This window comes from Acinetobacter ihumii, from assembly GCF_900625095.1.
GTDB lineage: Bacteria > Pseudomonadota > Gammaproteobacteria > Pseudomonadales > Moraxellaceae > Acinetobacter > Acinetobacter ihumii.
In genome coordinates, this window is sequence record NZ_LR130760.1 from 2,389,677 (window position 1) to 2,404,622 (window position 14,946).

General features: G+C 43.1%; 15 protein-coding genes. 6 read left to right on the plus strand and 9 right to left on the minus strand.

Annotation, left to right across the window (positions count from 1 at the left end):
- Positions 1–209: 209 nt before the first annotated feature.
- The 8 genes from glmS to E0D95_RS11260 form a co-directional block, all read right to left on the minus strand.
- A complete protein-coding gene (gene glmS, locus E0D95_RS11225) occupies positions 210–2,048 on the minus strand; it encodes a glutamine--fructose-6-phosphate transaminase (isomerizing) (RefSeq protein WP_130803878.1) in 1,839 nt (612 codons plus the stop codon).
- 12 nt (positions 2,049–2,060) lie between these two features.
- The gene (gene glmU, locus E0D95_RS11230) at positions 2,061–3,425 is read right to left on the minus strand and encodes a bifunctional UDP-N-acetylglucosamine diphosphorylase/glucosamine-1-phosphate N-acetyltransferase GlmU (RefSeq protein ID WP_130803879.1); all 1,365 of its coding nucleotides are present in this window, start codon (positions 3,423–3,425) and stop codon (positions 2,061–2,063) included.
- 11 nt (positions 3,426–3,436) lie between these two features.
- Entirely contained in the window at positions 3,437–3,961 is a 525-nt protein-coding gene (locus tag E0D95_RS11235) for a phosphatidylglycerophosphatase A family protein (protein ID WP_130803880.1), read from the minus strand.
- Positions 3,939–4,856 (minus strand): thiamine-phosphate kinase, encoded by a 918-nt coding sequence (gene thiL, locus E0D95_RS11240; RefSeq protein WP_130803881.1) that lies wholly within the window; start codon positions 4,854–4,856, stop codon positions 3,939–3,941. Before thiL ends, E0D95_RS11235 begins: the two co-directional genes overlap by 23 nt.
- A 14-nt stretch (positions 4,857–4,870) precedes the next feature.
- The gene (gene nusB, locus E0D95_RS11245) at positions 4,871–5,320 is read right to left on the minus strand and encodes a transcription antitermination factor NusB (protein WP_130803882.1); all 450 of its coding nucleotides are present in this window, start codon (positions 5,318–5,320) and stop codon (positions 4,871–4,873) included.
- A gap of 3 nt (positions 5,321–5,323) precedes the next feature.
- Entirely contained in the window at positions 5,324–5,794 is a 471-nt protein-coding gene (ribH, locus tag E0D95_RS11250) for a 6,7-dimethyl-8-ribityllumazine synthase (protein ID WP_004986034.1), read from the minus strand.
- Between the two features lie 11 nt (positions 5,795–5,805).
- Complete coding sequence (ribBA, locus tag E0D95_RS11255) at positions 5,806–6,927, minus strand: bifunctional 3,4-dihydroxy-2-butanone-4-phosphate synthase/GTP cyclohydrolase II (RefSeq protein WP_130803883.1); 1,122 nt, start codon at positions 6,925–6,927, stop codon at positions 5,806–5,808.
- Between the two features lie 274 nt (positions 6,928–7,201).
- Entirely contained in the window at positions 7,202–8,512 is a 1,311-nt protein-coding gene (locus E0D95_RS11260) for a hypothetical protein (RefSeq protein ID WP_130803884.1), read from the minus strand.
- 59 nt (positions 8,513–8,571) lie between these two features.
- On the opposite strand from E0D95_RS11260, the gene serB reads away from it, so the two are divergent.
- The 3 genes from serB (at position 8,572) to E0D95_RS11275 (ending at position 11,195) form a co-directional block, all read left to right on the plus strand.
- Positions 8,572–9,792, plus strand: coding sequence for a phosphoserine phosphatase SerB (gene serB / locus E0D95_RS11265; RefSeq protein ID WP_130803885.1), 1,221 nt, complete (start codon positions 8,572–8,574; stop codon positions 9,790–9,792).
- Between the two features lie 428 nt (positions 9,793–10,220).
- Positions 10,221–10,556, plus strand: coding sequence for a ciprofloxacin tolerance protein AciT (gene aciT / locus E0D95_RS11270; protein ID WP_130803886.1), 336 nt, complete (start codon positions 10,221–10,223; stop codon positions 10,554–10,556).
- A gap of 159 nt (positions 10,557–10,715) precedes the next feature.
- Positions 10,716–11,195 carry an SCP-2 sterol transfer family protein gene (locus E0D95_RS11275; protein WP_130803887.1) on the plus strand — a complete coding sequence of 160 codons (480 nt, stop codon included), beginning with the start codon at positions 10,716–10,718 and terminating at the stop codon, positions 11,193–11,195.
- Between the two features lie 45 nt (positions 11,196–11,240).
- Here E0D95_RS11275 and dtd read toward each other — a convergent pair whose 3' ends face one another.
- Entirely contained in the window at positions 11,241–11,681 is a 441-nt protein-coding gene (gene dtd / locus E0D95_RS11280) for a D-aminoacyl-tRNA deacylase (protein ID WP_130803888.1), read from the minus strand.
- Between the two features lie 164 nt (positions 11,682–11,845).
- Here dtd and pncB point away from each other — a divergent pair, with 164 nt between their 5' ends.
- The 3 genes from pncB (at position 11,846) to asd (ending at position 14,856) form a co-directional block, all read left to right on the plus strand.
- Positions 11,846–13,063, plus strand: coding sequence for a nicotinate phosphoribosyltransferase (gene pncB, locus E0D95_RS11285; RefSeq protein ID WP_130803889.1), 1,218 nt, complete (start codon positions 11,846–11,848; stop codon positions 13,061–13,063).
- 96 nt (positions 13,064–13,159) lie between these two features.
- Positions 13,160–14,008 carry a sulfurtransferase gene (locus E0D95_RS11290; protein WP_130803890.1) on the plus strand — a complete coding sequence of 283 codons (849 nt, stop codon included), beginning with the start codon at positions 13,160–13,162 and terminating at the stop codon, positions 14,006–14,008.
- Positions 14,005–14,856 (plus strand): archaetidylserine decarboxylase, encoded by an 852-nt coding sequence (asd, locus tag E0D95_RS11295; protein ID WP_130803891.1) that lies wholly within the window; start codon positions 14,005–14,007, stop codon positions 14,854–14,856. The genes E0D95_RS11290 and asd overlap by 4 nt, the downstream gene beginning before the upstream one ends.
- Positions 14,857–14,946: the final 90 nt, after the last annotated feature.

A 14,946-nucleotide genomic window follows, 5' to 3' on the forward strand; every position in this document is an offset into this window, starting at 1 on the left:
TTTATTTTTATTTGCTGGCTACTATTATGCAGATTATTCGGATTAACCAGATTTAATCCAATAAAATGTTGATCATAAAAAAATCCACATCATTCTGTTGATTAAAGCATAGCCTGTGTGGATTTTTTGAGCAATCCAGTATTACACTTTATTACTCAGTATGAAAATAAAATATTATCATACAAATATGATATTGATTTTGAATGAATTTATTCCACCGTCACTGATTTGGCAAGATTCCGTGGTTGATCCACATCTGTACCACGCAACACAGCAACGTGATAAGACAACAATTGCACAGGAATACTATAAATAATTGGTGCTAGCCATACATCGACTTTTGGAATATACACCACGTGCTGACGATCTTTTTGCACAATGCCACTGTTTTCATCAGCGAATACAAACAATTCACCACCACGCGCCTGTACTTCTTCCATATTGGACTTAAGTTTATCCAGCATGTCATCGTTAGGTGCCAAGATCACCACTGGCATCTCGTTATCAACCAATGCCAATGGACCGTGTTTCAGCTCACCTGCGGCATAGCCTTCTGCGTGAATATAGGAAATTTCCTTGAGTTTCAAGGCGCCTTCCAACGCGATTGGATAATGCGTTCCACGTCCCAAGAATAAACAATGTTGTTTTTCAACAAACAGTTCTGAAAGACGTAAAATTTGTTGATTGTGCTGCAAGGTATCCAGCATCACTTTCGGACAATGCCAAAGCTGGCTCGCAATCTCGGCGATTTGACCATCAGAAATTTGTTGTTTGACCTGACCAACTTTCAGGATCAGTAACATCAATGCAGCAAGTTGGGTGGTAAAGGCTTTAGTCGATGCGACCCCAATTTCAGGACCCGCCAATGTCAATAAATGATGATCTGTTTCTCGTACCATAGACGAGGTCGCCACATTACAAATTGTTAAGGTGACAATCTCAAGTAAATTGGCTTTGGCACGTTTCTGTGTTTCACGTAAGGCAGCCAATGTATCGGCGGTTTCACCTGACTGAGAAATACAGATATATAAAGTATTTGCGACAATGACAGGCGAACGATAACGAAATTCACTGGCAATTTCGATTTGACAAGGAACCCCAATCAATTGTTCAAACCAGTATTTGGCAATCATCCCTGAGTGATAACTGGTACCACAGGCAATAATCTGTACACTTTGGATTTTGCTAAAATCCAGCTCTGCATTTTTCAGAAAATCTTCACGCAGCGCATTATTATTTAACGCCTGAGAGATGGTTTGCTGAATGGCATCGGGCTGCTCATAAATTTCTTTGAGCATATAGTGTTTATATTCACCTTTAGAGGCATTACTGATCGCAGCATCCAACTCTTTGACTGGACGCTCAACGCGCTCACCATGCGCATAGATATCAATGCTATCACGGGTTAAGCGGGCAATATCACCTTCTTCGAGATACACAAAGCGATTGGTAATCGGCAAAAGTGCCAATTGGTCAGAACTGATAAAGTTCTCCCCAATCCCGACGCCAATCACCAGTGGTGAACCTTCACGAACTGTGATCAGTTCATCAGGATGTTGGGTATGGACAATACCAAGCGCATAAGCCCCTTTGAGCTTTGGTACGACCTGACGCACGGCATCGAGCAAACTATCAGTATGTTTCAGGGCATCATTGACCAGATGTGCGACCACTTCAGTATCGGTTTGTGACGTGAATACATAGCCTTGTGCCTGAAGCTGCTCTTTAAGTTCCTGATAATTTTCAATAATGCCATTGTGTACCACGGCAACATCACCCGATACATGCGGATGTGCATTGTTTTCAGTCGGTTTACCATGCGTTGCCCAACGGGTATGTGCAATACCTAATGAACCCTGAAGCTTATGTTCAGCAACTGCTTCTGCTAAATTGGCGACTTTACCGACACGACGTTCACGCAAAATCTGTTGATGATTGACCAATGCAACGCCCGCAGAGTCATAGCCACGGTATTCAAGACGTCTTAAACCTTCGACCAAAATATCAATAATACTACGTTCCGCAACGCCGCCAACAATACCACACATAGGTTTATCCTCTTATTTTTTCAACTTTTGGGGACGTTGATAATTTGATTTTTCAATTTGTTCAGCGCGTTCAAAGGCCAGTGTATGATCACCTACATTACGGGTGATCACTGAACCTGCACCAATGGTAGCACCATTGCCAATAGTAACAGGCGCGACCAGTGAGCTATTTGAACCAATAAAAGCTGCATTACCAATCACCGTTTTGTGTTTATACACACCATCATAATTACAGGTAATCGTTCCTGCGCCAATATTGGAACCTTCACCGACTTCGGCATCGCCTAAATAGGTAAAGTGATTGGCTTTAGAGCCTAGACCAATGCGGGTGTTTTTCACTTCTACAAAGTTACCAATATGCACTTCGTTGGCCAAGACTGCACCCGGACGTAAACGTGCGAATGGACCAATCTGGGTGTTTTCACCAACGATGGCGTTTTCAAAAACACTATACGGTTGAACTTTTGTGCCCGCAGCGATAGACGTATTTTTAAGGATACATCCTGCACCAATTTCAACGCCATTGCCAAGTTCACAGTCGCCTTCAATGATGACATTGATATCAATACGTACGTCTTGACCGACTTTGACTGAACCACGTAAATCAAAACGGGCAGGATCACTAAAAGTGACGCCTTGTTGCATCAGCTCAGTCGCTTGTTGTTGTTGAAATTCACGTTCCAAAGCCGCCAGTTGCAGGCGATCATTTACGCCCTCAACTTCATAGGCCAGCTGTGGTTGAATTGAGGCAATTTCAAGTCCATCGGCAACTGCCATTGCGACAATATCGGTCAGGTAATATTCGCCTTGCGCATTCTGATTAGACAGCTTTGGCAACCATTCATGCAGTTTTTGATTGCTGACACAGTAAATCCCGGTGTTAATTTCCTGAATCTGGCGTTGTTCTTCACTGGCATCTTTATGTTCAATAATCGCCTGAATCAGATTGTCTTTACGTACAATACGACCATAACCTGTTGGATTATCAACATTTAAGGTAATCATGCCAATGCCAGAAGATGCAGAAGCCTCCAGCAATTGTTGTAGGGTTTGCTCGCGGACTAAAGGTACATCGCCGTATAAAATCAGCGAGATACCATCTTTTGGCAAAACCGATAAGGTCATTTGTACCGCATGACCTGTGCCGAGTTGCTCAGCTTGTTCGACCCATTGAATTTGTTCTTGTGCAAATTGTTGTTGTACCCGATCACCACCGTGACCATAAATGGTAATAATATTGTCTGCGTTGAGTTTTTTTGCAGTGCTGATGACATGACCCAATAAAGACTGACCAGCAAGGGGTTGTAGTACTTTTGGCAATTGCGAACGCATCCGCGTTCCTTTACCTGCTGCAAGAATAATAACGGTCGTTGACATGAATAACCTACTTAACGGTTTAGACCAAACAATAAATAAATCAAAATACAGAGCGCAGCCCAGACGCCTGCGATGATATCGTCGAGCATGATACCAAAACCACCCTCCACCCGTCGATCAATCACCCGAATAGGCCATGGTTTCCAGACATCAAACAGGCGAAACAGCAAAAAGCTGATCAGTACCCATTGTATATTCATTAGATTAAAAAAGATTAAAGGCAAGACGGTAATAGATTGACCTGCAAACTCATCCCAGACGATGCGCCCATCATCATGTACGCCCATCAAATCGGCGGTTTTGCCACAAATATAAATTCCAACCAGACTCATGATTATGATCACCAGAACGGATGGATAAAAACCCAGCCACACCCAGATTGGAATAAATAATAATGCAAAGGCTGAACCAAAGGTTCCTGGGGCTTTAGGCAGCAGTCCTGAGCCAAAACCGACCCCACAAAAGGTAATCAGTCGATCTGACCAGCGCATCGTTTGAAATGGAATGGACGGTTTAGGCAAAGTGTTGATATCCATGAAACTGAACAATTTGGCTGAGACCATGATGTTCAAATATTAATTCTGGGGTCTGGGTAATCAGGCCAATCATTGTAATGTTGACATTTAATTTTTGTTGCAAAAGTTTTTCGTAGTTTTGCGGACTTATTGTAAAACAAAGTTCATAGTCATCGCCACCTGCCAGCGCATATTGCCATTTTTGTTGATCTGGCAGTGTTTGAAGCGCAGGGTCAAGCGGAAGTTGGTCCAGAAAGATTTTGGCACCGACATGGGACGCTTTTAAAATGTGTCCCAGATCTTGTGCCAAGCCATCCGAGATATCAATCATGCTGGAGGCCAGACCTTTTAGGCTTTGACCCAGCTCACAGCGAGGTGTGGGATAGTCCAGTCGCGACTGAAGTACCGAACCAAAATGTTGTAAGCCATAGGCTGCATCACCTACCTGACCACTGACCACTATATAATCGCCGATTTGTGCGTTTGATCGGCAAATCGCCTGACCAGATTCAATATAGCCGAGAGCTGTGACCGTAATGGTGAGATGCGGACTCTGCGTGGTATCCCCACCGATGAGTGCAACACCAAATTGATCACAACAATCGAAAAGTCCCTGACTAAAGCCTTGCAGCCAGTCATGATCAATACTGGGTAAACTTAATGCCAAAAGAATACTGTGGGGTTTTGCGCCCATGGCGGCGATATCTGACAAATTTACCGCAACACTTTTCCAGCCAATCGCATGAGCAGATGTGTCAAGTGGGAAATGTCGACCTGCGACCAGTGTATCGGTACAAATCACCAATTGTTGATTCAATGGAGGCGTCAAAATAGCTGAGTCATCACCGATGCCGACATCGCCCTGTTGTGTAAAAGGACGTGTAAAATATTGCTCGATAATCGAAAACTCAGCCATGACTGAACAGCGACTTATTGGGCTTGCTGTTTTTCTGCTTCACGCAGGCTGGATGCTAAACGATCCAATACACCATTGATGTATTTATGGCTGTCAGCTCCACCAAAATGCTTGGCAAGTTCAATCGCTTCATCCAAAACCACACGGTAAGGAATTTCCAGATGGTCACGTAGCTCATACGCGCCTAGACGCAACGTTGCCAGCTCGACACCATCCAATGCTTTCAACTCACGATCCAGCACAGGAATGAGTAGGGTATCCAGATTGTCATGATCTGCAATGACCTGAGTCAACAATTCATGGTAATAACCCAGATCCACCTTGTGCATGGCATTTTCAGCGCGAGTACGTGCTTCAATGTCATGCACAGGATTGTGGCTCATTTGCCATTCATAAATACCTTGTACCGCAAAACGACGTGCTTTACGTTTTGCCGCATACACGGCCTGAAGTGTTTGAGACATGCCTTAGATTGCCTTTAACAAATTAACCATTTCAATTGCAGTCAACGCTGCTTCTGAACCTTTATTACCCGCTTTGGTACCAGAACGTTCAATCGCCTGTTCAATGCTATCTGTGGTCAATACACCATTGATCACAGGCAATGTGCTTTCCAGTGCAACCACGCCCAAGCCTTTGGCACACTCACCAGCGACAAAATCAAAATGTGGTGTGCTACCACGAATCACGGCACCTAATGCGATGATGGCATCAAATTTATCTGATGCAGCCAGTTTTTTTGCAACAATCGGCAGTTCCCATGCACCCGGTGCATACGCTACAGTGATATTGTCTTCACTGACGCCGTGACGTTTTAAAGTGTCAATTGCACCTTCAAGCAAATGCTCAACCACAAAGCTGTTAAAACGACCTACTAAAATCGCGTAACGGCCTTCGCTCGCGAGATGTAATAAACCTTCAATTCGGCGAATTGCCATAGTAACCTCGATTAATTTTCTATCGTTTGATCAGCAGAAATATATTCTACCACTTCTAAATTAAAGCCTGACAGTGCATTAAAGCGTAAAGGTGAGCTAAGGAGCTTCATTTTCTCTACCCCTAAATCACGTAAAATCTGTGCACCCACGCCAATGGTTTGATACTGATGAGACAGGGCAGCATTGGATTTCACTGGTTTTGGCTTATTCAGGCTTTCTAGGGCTGGACCTAAATCCTGCAAATGATTTTGCCCAATCCAGACCAGAACGCCGCGTTCAGCCGCCGCAATGCTGCTGAGTGCAAGATCCAAATTCCAAGCAGGTTCACCATCCTGTTTATTCAGTTTCAATAAATCGCGAACAGGGTTAAAGCCATGTACACGAACTGTGGTCACGCCTTCTTTGGGTTCACCTTTGACCAATGCCAGATGAATATCGGGATTGCCAATTTCACGGTAACGATACAGTTTAAAGGTGCCGTATTCAGTTTCAATGCTTTGTTGACCCAGACGCTCAACAGTTTGTTCATTGGTCATGCGGTAATGAATCAGGTCAGCAATGGTTCCAATCTTTAAACCATGTTTTTCAGCAAAAACTTCTAAATCTGGACGGCGTGCCATGGTGCCATCTTCATTAATAATTTCACAAATCACAGACGCAGGTTCTAAACCTGCAAGACGAGTCAAGTCACAGCCTGCTTCGGTGTGACCCGCACGGTGTAGAACGCCACCCGGCTGTGCCATCAGTGGGAAAATATGTCCCGGCTGTACAATATCGGCTGGTTTGGCATGTGCGGCGACTGCGGCATGAATGGTATGCGCGCGTTCAGCCGCAGAAATACCCGTCGTAATGCCTTCAGCAGCTTCGATCGATAGGGTAAAGTTGGTCGCATGTTGTGCACCGTTATGATCGACCATGAGCGGTAAATTCAGTTGTTGGCAACGTTCACGGCTTAAGGTTAAACAGACCAGACCACGCGCATGGGTAATCATAAAGTTGATATCTTCTGGGCGCACGTGGGTTGCGGCAATGACCAAATCACCTTCATTTTCGCGATCTTCATCATCCATTAAGATGACCATTTTGCCAGCACGGATATCCGCGACCAGTTCCTCAACATTACTCAACGGCATGAGCCTTCACCTTTTGATGCTGTCCAAAAGACAGTTACGTTCACAATGTGTTGCATAGTCTACCGTGTTTTGGGCAGATTTGCCTATGCTTCTCTCATTTAGTTCATGGGTTCTCTTTATACACATAAGTGAATTCACTTGAAAAGTCTTGTCACTCTAAAATGCTGGCTTTTTAGGCAAGTGCTTTTGCGCAAATTCAGATAAAAATATAAATTCAATGACTTAGAGTTAAAAATAAAACTCCCCATAGCGGGGAGTCTTCAAGGATTTAAATTTATACTTCAGATTGCGGGTCAATCTGATTTTCAATGGATGCTTTGGCTTTTTTTCCCATTAGAATTTCTGTACGAATCTGTTGAGCAAGTGCTGCGCAGTCGGTATTCATGCCATTTTGCATAAAGGCGTGGCGTGTTAACACACTCGAAGGATTTGGCATTGCCACCAATTGATAGCAATCACTAATTGCCTTGAGTTGTTCATTATTTAAATGTAAAGCCGACTCTTTGGCATGTAAATGGCCTGTCAAACGTTGTGCCGCCTGTACAGCATCAAGTTGCATGGCAGCCACCGCAGTCGAAACCGCAGAACGGGTTTGTAAGGCAAAGCGTTTATCTTCACGATAGCGTTTATATAAAACATCTGACAATAACTGGAACACTGCGCCAATCATCAGTAGGCATTCAACCGCATGAGGCTCCTGATCGGAAATGCTTAAATCTGCACCATTGGCATTAAACTCATTGATGATATGAATATTGGATGGGCTGAGTTGATAATGTTTGGCGCAAAGTTCAACGCTTTTATTTAAGAAAATCTGACACAGTTTAAAATAGGGCACAGAAACAGATTGATTGACACTGTTGAGTAGTTGTTTCGGGTCATAAAACTGAACATTCAGTGCGAGTGTATGGTCAGTTTGTGGATCTTGATCCAGCGTTGCAGTTACTGTACTGACTTTCGGTTTAGGTTGCTGTTTGGCTTGCGCAAGCAGTGTCACCGTATTTTGTTTTTCAAGTTCCAGAGCTTGAGTGAGTTGCTGAATTTCATGCTTCAAGCGTGATTCGTTATTGATACGTGCCAGATATTCACTACGGCTTGGACGGGCAATCGCACGGTACGCCAGCCACAGTAAGCCATGAATCAAAAATGACACCAAGATTGCCAACCATTGAGTTCTTAAAATTTCACCAATACTCGGTTGAATCAAGGTAATTTCAATGCTGCCCACTTTCTTTTCATTTTGCAGGGCATCACGTACAAACACTTCACCTTGACGGGTTTGCGACATGCCACTGGTCGCCAAGACTTGTTTATTGGCATCTAAAATTCGAATTGAGGCAACGCTTGGATTAGTCGCGTAACGATTTGCCAGTAGTGCCAGAGAAACCGTGTTGGCAGGTTCCAGCTCAGTTAAACTGTCAGTCACCAGTTGACTGGTCATGAGTTGACCCTGACTGGCACGGTTTTCATTGAGCTGATGCGTCGTTGCAATCACCAATAAAAAGGTATGCAAAGCAAAACTTACGATTAATAGGCTAGCAAATAGCCCCTGTCTAGGTGCGTTCAACGTAAACTTCCAAGGCAAATAGATTCAAATTCGATTATCATTCTAACAATAGTTGCAGCTCAGACCCGAGTCAATTCATGCGAGAAATCATTCTTATCTCTTTTTTAGGACCTGATCAACCGAATCAGTTTACCCGATTAATGCAGGTTTTATCTGTACATTCATTGCAAATACTGGACGTAGGACAAGCGGTAATTCATAACCAATTGACCCTCGGCATTGTGGTGGCATCCGATGATGAAACCGCAACCGCACTTGCCATGAAGGAAATCCTGATTTTAGCACATGATATTGGTTTGACCGTGCGCTTTAAACCAATTTCAAGTGCAGAATACGATCAATGGGTGAGTGAAGGTGGACGAACCCGTTATATCGTCACCGCACTTGCACCAGAGCTGACCGCTTCAGATTTACAAGCGGTCACAAAAATCGTGTCTGCTCAGGGTTTTAATATTGAAACCGTAACAAGACTGTCAGGACGTTTAGCCCGTGATGTCGACAGCCATGCGCCGCGTCGTGCCTGTGTACAGTTCGGTTTGAGTGGACAAATGCTGGATGCACAAGCGATGCGTGCGGCTTGCCTCAGTTTATCAGGTGAGCTCAATATTGATGTCGCAGTTCAAGAGGACAATGCTTACCGTCGTAACCGCCGTCTGGTATGTTTTGATATGGATTCAACCCTGATTGAACAAGAAGTGATTGATGAACTGGCACTTGAGGCAGGTGTTGGCGAGCAAGTTGCTGAAATTACTGAACGCGCCATGCAAGGTGAGCTTGATTTTCAACAAAGTTTCCGTGCACGGGTTGCTTTGCTCAAAGGTCTGGATGCCTCAGTTTTGCCTAAAATCGCGGAACGTCTGACCATTACTGAAGGTGCAGAGCGTTTGATTTCAACGCTCAAAGCACTTGGCTACAAAACTGCGATTTTATCCGGTGGTTTTCAATATTTTGCTGAATATCTACAGCAAAAACTGGGTATTGATGAAGTACATGCCAATATTTTGGATGTAGAGAATGGTGTGGTCACGGGTGAAGTCAAAGGCGCAATTGTCGATGGTGCGCGTAAAGCAGAACTGTTGACCCAACTGGCGGATAAAATGGGCATTTCACTAGAGCAGGCCATGGCGGTGGGTGATGGTGCCAATGATTTACCCATGCTGTCTATTGCAGGATTGGGTGTGGCATTTCGTGCGAAACCCTTGGTACGTCAAAATGCCAATCAGGCGATTTCAAGTGTGGGTCTGGATGGCGTGCTGTATTTACTCGGGATGCATGATAAAGATTTAAATCGTGCTTAATCTGCTCAGATTTCCAAAAAAACGCCACATTTAAATGTGGCGTTTTTTTATCAATAATCTATCTGGAATCAAGTGCTTTCACGCCGTTGATCGGCTGTTAAATTTTGAAATAACTCGCCTAAAAAAATTTTTAAAAGTATTAAATTTTAGTCATATTTTTTTGTAATGACACGCGAGCGATGATGCATTCAGGGACTTCGCTTTTTTTATTGTCATTCTAAATGTAATGACAAAATAATGTTGCGACAATATGTGTCGTGTAACAAAACAACAGCTCTTTTTTTCTTGGAAAAACTCTCCATAATGCATTGAACAGGTTCAAACAAAATATATTTCGCCAGCATCATTCAACAGCTGGCTTGTTTACGGTTTCGGGGATGAACTCAAGGTCAGCAGACCCAGAGAATGATCTTAGACGGAGGTTTAGTATGGTAACAGCGAATTTCGCCGCCCTGTCAGGGTTTGGTTTAATTGCACTCGCATTAGCTGTTGTTTTCTTTTCACCTTATCGTCGTTGGCTTGGTTTTATGCTGGCAGGCATGTTTTTTTGGGGACTTTTAGAAGTCGTCCGTTATGGCGTACAAAAGCTTTTTGAAATGCCTGTCACCTATAGTTATTTAACCGCTTTAAGTCTGGCGATGGTTGCTGTTACCTTGGTGTTATTGAGAGAAGATCGTTTGGCGCAAAAAGCACTGGCCAATCGTCAATATATTGAACACACTCCAGTATATGAAGACGATCAGCAGCAGTATTCAAGTCGCTAATTCGATGCGATAAAAAGATCATTTAAAAAAGCACAGTACAGACTGTGCTTTTTTACGTTTTATTCATTTTTTGTAATACAAAGCTTTTATTGAACGGCTTACATTTATGCTAGGATGATCGCGTTTAGTTCCATAAGAATACGAATAGGCTTGAATGTCATGAAACTTTCTGCTCTACCTGTTGTAAAGTTACCATTGGTTGATGTCAGCACCGATCCGCTGGATTTGCTCGTGGTTGGTTTGGCTTTGCGTATGAAGCAATTGGCGCGCACCAGTCCCAAATTTATTGAAATGACCCATGACCGCGCATTTCGTATCCAGATTGGAACAGATTTAGGCTTTGCACGTCAGATTATTGTTAATCATGGTCAAATTGAAACAGTGGCAGGCAATCCCGAACAGGCTGATTTTATTTTGCAATTTGCCGATAGCGAGCAAGCGGTAAAAACTTTGGTAAAAGGTGATCCAACGGCCTTTATGACCGGTATGCAAAACGGCAGTATCAAAATGGAAGGTGATTTTGGTCTGTTGGTTTGGTTTAACCAAGCGGCAAAACTCATTCCACCCAAACTTCCAAAACCAGTCAAAGAAAAGATTAAACAAGCGCGTTTGTTTATTAAGCAAAAAACAGGCAAGTAAATCGCACTTGCAGAAAAATCCTCATCCATTTGGGTGAGGATTTTTTTATTCCACTTCTAATTGAAAGGTTACTGGCCCATCATTAACCAAATGCACTTTCATATCTGCGGCAAAAATACCGGTTTGCACATTTGAAAATTGTTGTTGTGCATATATGACAAGCTGCTCATATAATGCTTTTGCTTCGTTTGGCGGCATGGCGGGACCAAAATCGGGCCGTAAGCCCTTTTGAGTGTGTGCCATTAAGGTAAATTGCGAAACCAGCAGCAGTCCACCTTGAGCTTGCGATAAATTCCAACCCATTTTGCCATTTTCATCATCAAAAATGCGGTATTTTAAAATTTTATCCATCAGTTTTTGGCCTTTTTGCAAGGTATCTTCACGGCCTAGCCCTAAAAAAACCAGTAAACCGTGTTGAATTTCACCTGTAGTTTGTCCATCAACCACCACTTTGGCTTGTAAAACTCGTTGTATTAATGCGCGCATCAGCATGATCACCAATTAAAAACGCGGTGATTTTAACAGAAATTATTTTTGTTTAGCCAAATTCATGTTCCACTAAAGTGGCAATGCTTTATACAAATCCTTGCGCTTGTAAGGACTAAAATATGCTTTAATGCTGGAAGCTTAATTCAAATACTGACACGTTTATGTCGCCTATTATTCATTCATTGCTGGATACAGATTTATATAAATTCACCATGTTACAAGTGGTGTTACACAAATTTCCGCAAACCCATAGCGTGTATCATTTTCGCTGTCGAAATTTAGAAGATACCGTTTATCCTTTGACTGATATATTGCCCGAATTGAATGAGCAGCTCGATCATTTATGTACCTTAAAATTTAAAGATGATGAACTGCAATATTTACGTAGCTTCAGGTTTATTAAAAGTGATTTTGTCGATTATTTAGAGCTATTTCAGCTTAAACGCCGCTTTATCAAAACAGGCATCGACGATGAAGGTCGTTTGGATATTTGGGTCGAAGGCCCGATGGTTCAAGCCATGATGTTTGAAATTTTTGTATTGGCCATCGTCAATGAATTGTATTTTCGTCGTATTCGAAGTGATGCCGTCTTGGCTAAGGGCGAACGCCGTTTACAAGCCAAGTTAGAGCTTTTAAAACAATATTCAGCGCAGCAACATCCGAATGATCCGCCGTTTTTAGTGTCAGACTTTGGTACGCGTCGTCGTTATAGCTTTGAATGGCAAAAACATGTGATTGAGGAATTTCACCAAGCCACACCTGATATTTTCCGAGGAACCAGTAATGTTTTGCTGGCCAAAGAATTAGGCATTACTCCAATTGGCACCATGGCACATGAGTTCTTACAGGCTTTTCAGGCATTGGATGTGCGCTTGCGCGATTTTCAAAAAGCCGCACTGGAAATGTGGGTGCAGGAATATCGTGGTGACTTGGGAATTGCATTGACCGATGTGGTTGGGATGGATGCGTTCCTACGTGATTTTGACTTGTATTTTGCCAAGTTGTTTGATGGTCTGCGCCATGACAGTGGCGATCCCTATGAATGGGGCGATAAAGCCTATGCACATTATCGTCAGCTTAAAATTGACACCAAAACCAAAATGTTGACTTTTAGTGATGGACTGAATTTGGAAAAGGCATGGCAATTGCATCAATACTTTAAGGATCGTTTTAAAGTCAGTTTTGGGATTGGCACTAACCTGACCAATGATATGGGACAAACTCCACTGAATATTGTGCTGAAACTGGTGGAATGCAATGGTCAATCTGTGGCAAAAATTTCAGATAGTCCGGGTAAAACCATGACCGACAATGATACATTCTTGGCCTATTTACGTCAGGTTTTTGATATTCCAGAAGAAGCTGCACAATCTGTTTAGCTGATTTTCTGCTAAAGATTGGTGAAAAATCAGAAAAACCGTAAAAATGCTTATGTTAAGATCGACTCACCTATTAATGCAACGCGATGATTTGCAATGACGGCACCTGAATTTAACTTTGGCTTATTAATTGAAGCAGAAGATTTAGTTCCTTATTTGGGGAATGAATATTTGCGTATCGTTGATTTGAGTCGTAACTCAGTCTACGAACAGCTTCATATTCCTCATGCGATTCAACTTAAGCCCAAGCAACTGGTGGCACAGCATGACGAAGCGACAGGCGTTTTGCCTTCCGTTGAACAGCTTCAACAATTGCTTGAGTATCTGAATATCTCACCGAACCATCATGTCGTAGTCTATGATGATGAAGGTGGTGCATGGGCAGGGCGATTGATCTGGAATTTACACTGTCTAGGTTTTACCCGAACCAGTTTACTGAATGGTGGCATTCATGCATGGTTGGGCGCAGGCTTCCCGACCACTTCAGAGGTCGAAACAATACAACCAGTTGAAAATCTGGTACAGGTTGATTTGTCTAAAGTTGCTCAATATAAAATTGATTATGATGAACTCAAACAGAAAGTTGAGTCAAAAGATATTCAGTTATGGGATTGTAGAACCAGCGATGAATATACAGGTTTACGTTTAGCTGCACGTCGTGGCGGTCACATTCCTGCCGCACTTCATTTTGAATGGAGTACTGCCCTTGATCGTCAAAATCATCTAAAATTGCATCCGCTTGAACGTACCCGAAACCGATTGCAACAACTCGGTTTTCAGTTGGATCAACCTGTGGTGGTGTATTGTCAATCGCATCATCGTTCGGGGCTGGCGTACATACTCGCTCGTTTACTGGAGTGGCCGATTCGTGCTTATGATGGTGCGTGGAGTGAATGGGGCAACCGCCTCGATAGTCCAATTATTACTGGAGAAAATCCGCTTTGAGTTTTGCATCACGATTAAAAAAAGACTTATTTATTAAAGCTCAATCACTTGTGCCCCAACATCAACTCAGCCGCGTGGTGGGCAAAGTGGCTGCCAGTGAAAATGTGGTTATACGAACAGCAGTAATTCAGGCATTTAAAGCGAAATATGGCATAGACCTTTCGGTTGCAGAACAGAGTGATGCCTTAAAATATACATCGTTTAACGAGTTTTTTACCCGCGCGCTCAAAGATGGTGTTCGTGTGGTAGATGCTTCTCCTGAAAGTATTGTATCACCAGCAGATGGGGCAATTTCGCAGTTGGGTCAGATTCAGGAAGGGGATATTTTTCAGGCCAAAGGTCAAAGTTTCTCAGTTGAAAAATTGATTGGTGATCCACAATTGGCCGAGCCGTTTAAAAATGGTCAATTTGCAACGGTGTATTTATCACCACGAGATTACCATCGGGTGCATATGCCATTTTCGGGTACATTGACTGAAACCTTGTATGTGCCGGGTGAGTTGTTTTCAGTCAATCAAGTGACAGCAGAAAATATCCCGGGTTTATTTGCCCGTAATGAACGCATGGTGTGCTTGTTTGATACGGAACTCGGTCGCATGGCTGTGGTCTTGGTGGGTGCCATGATCGTGGCTGGAATTGAAACAGTGGCAACAGGCAAAGTGAAGCCGACTGGGCGTTTGGAACTGCAACAGCATCAGATGAAGCTTGAAAAAGGCGCCGAGTTAGGACGTTTTTATTTGGGTTCGACGGCGGTGGTGTTGTTCGAAAAAGATAAAATGACATGGGAAACTCAATTTAAAGCCAATTCTGCTGTAGTGATGGGCGAAAAACTGGGGCATTCAGTTTAAGTTTAAAGCGAGTTTTACGTGGTGAACAAGCTCAAAAGTTAGGCACGCAGTGCAATTAAAAGCCATGAGTGATGATTCGATCAAAAAATG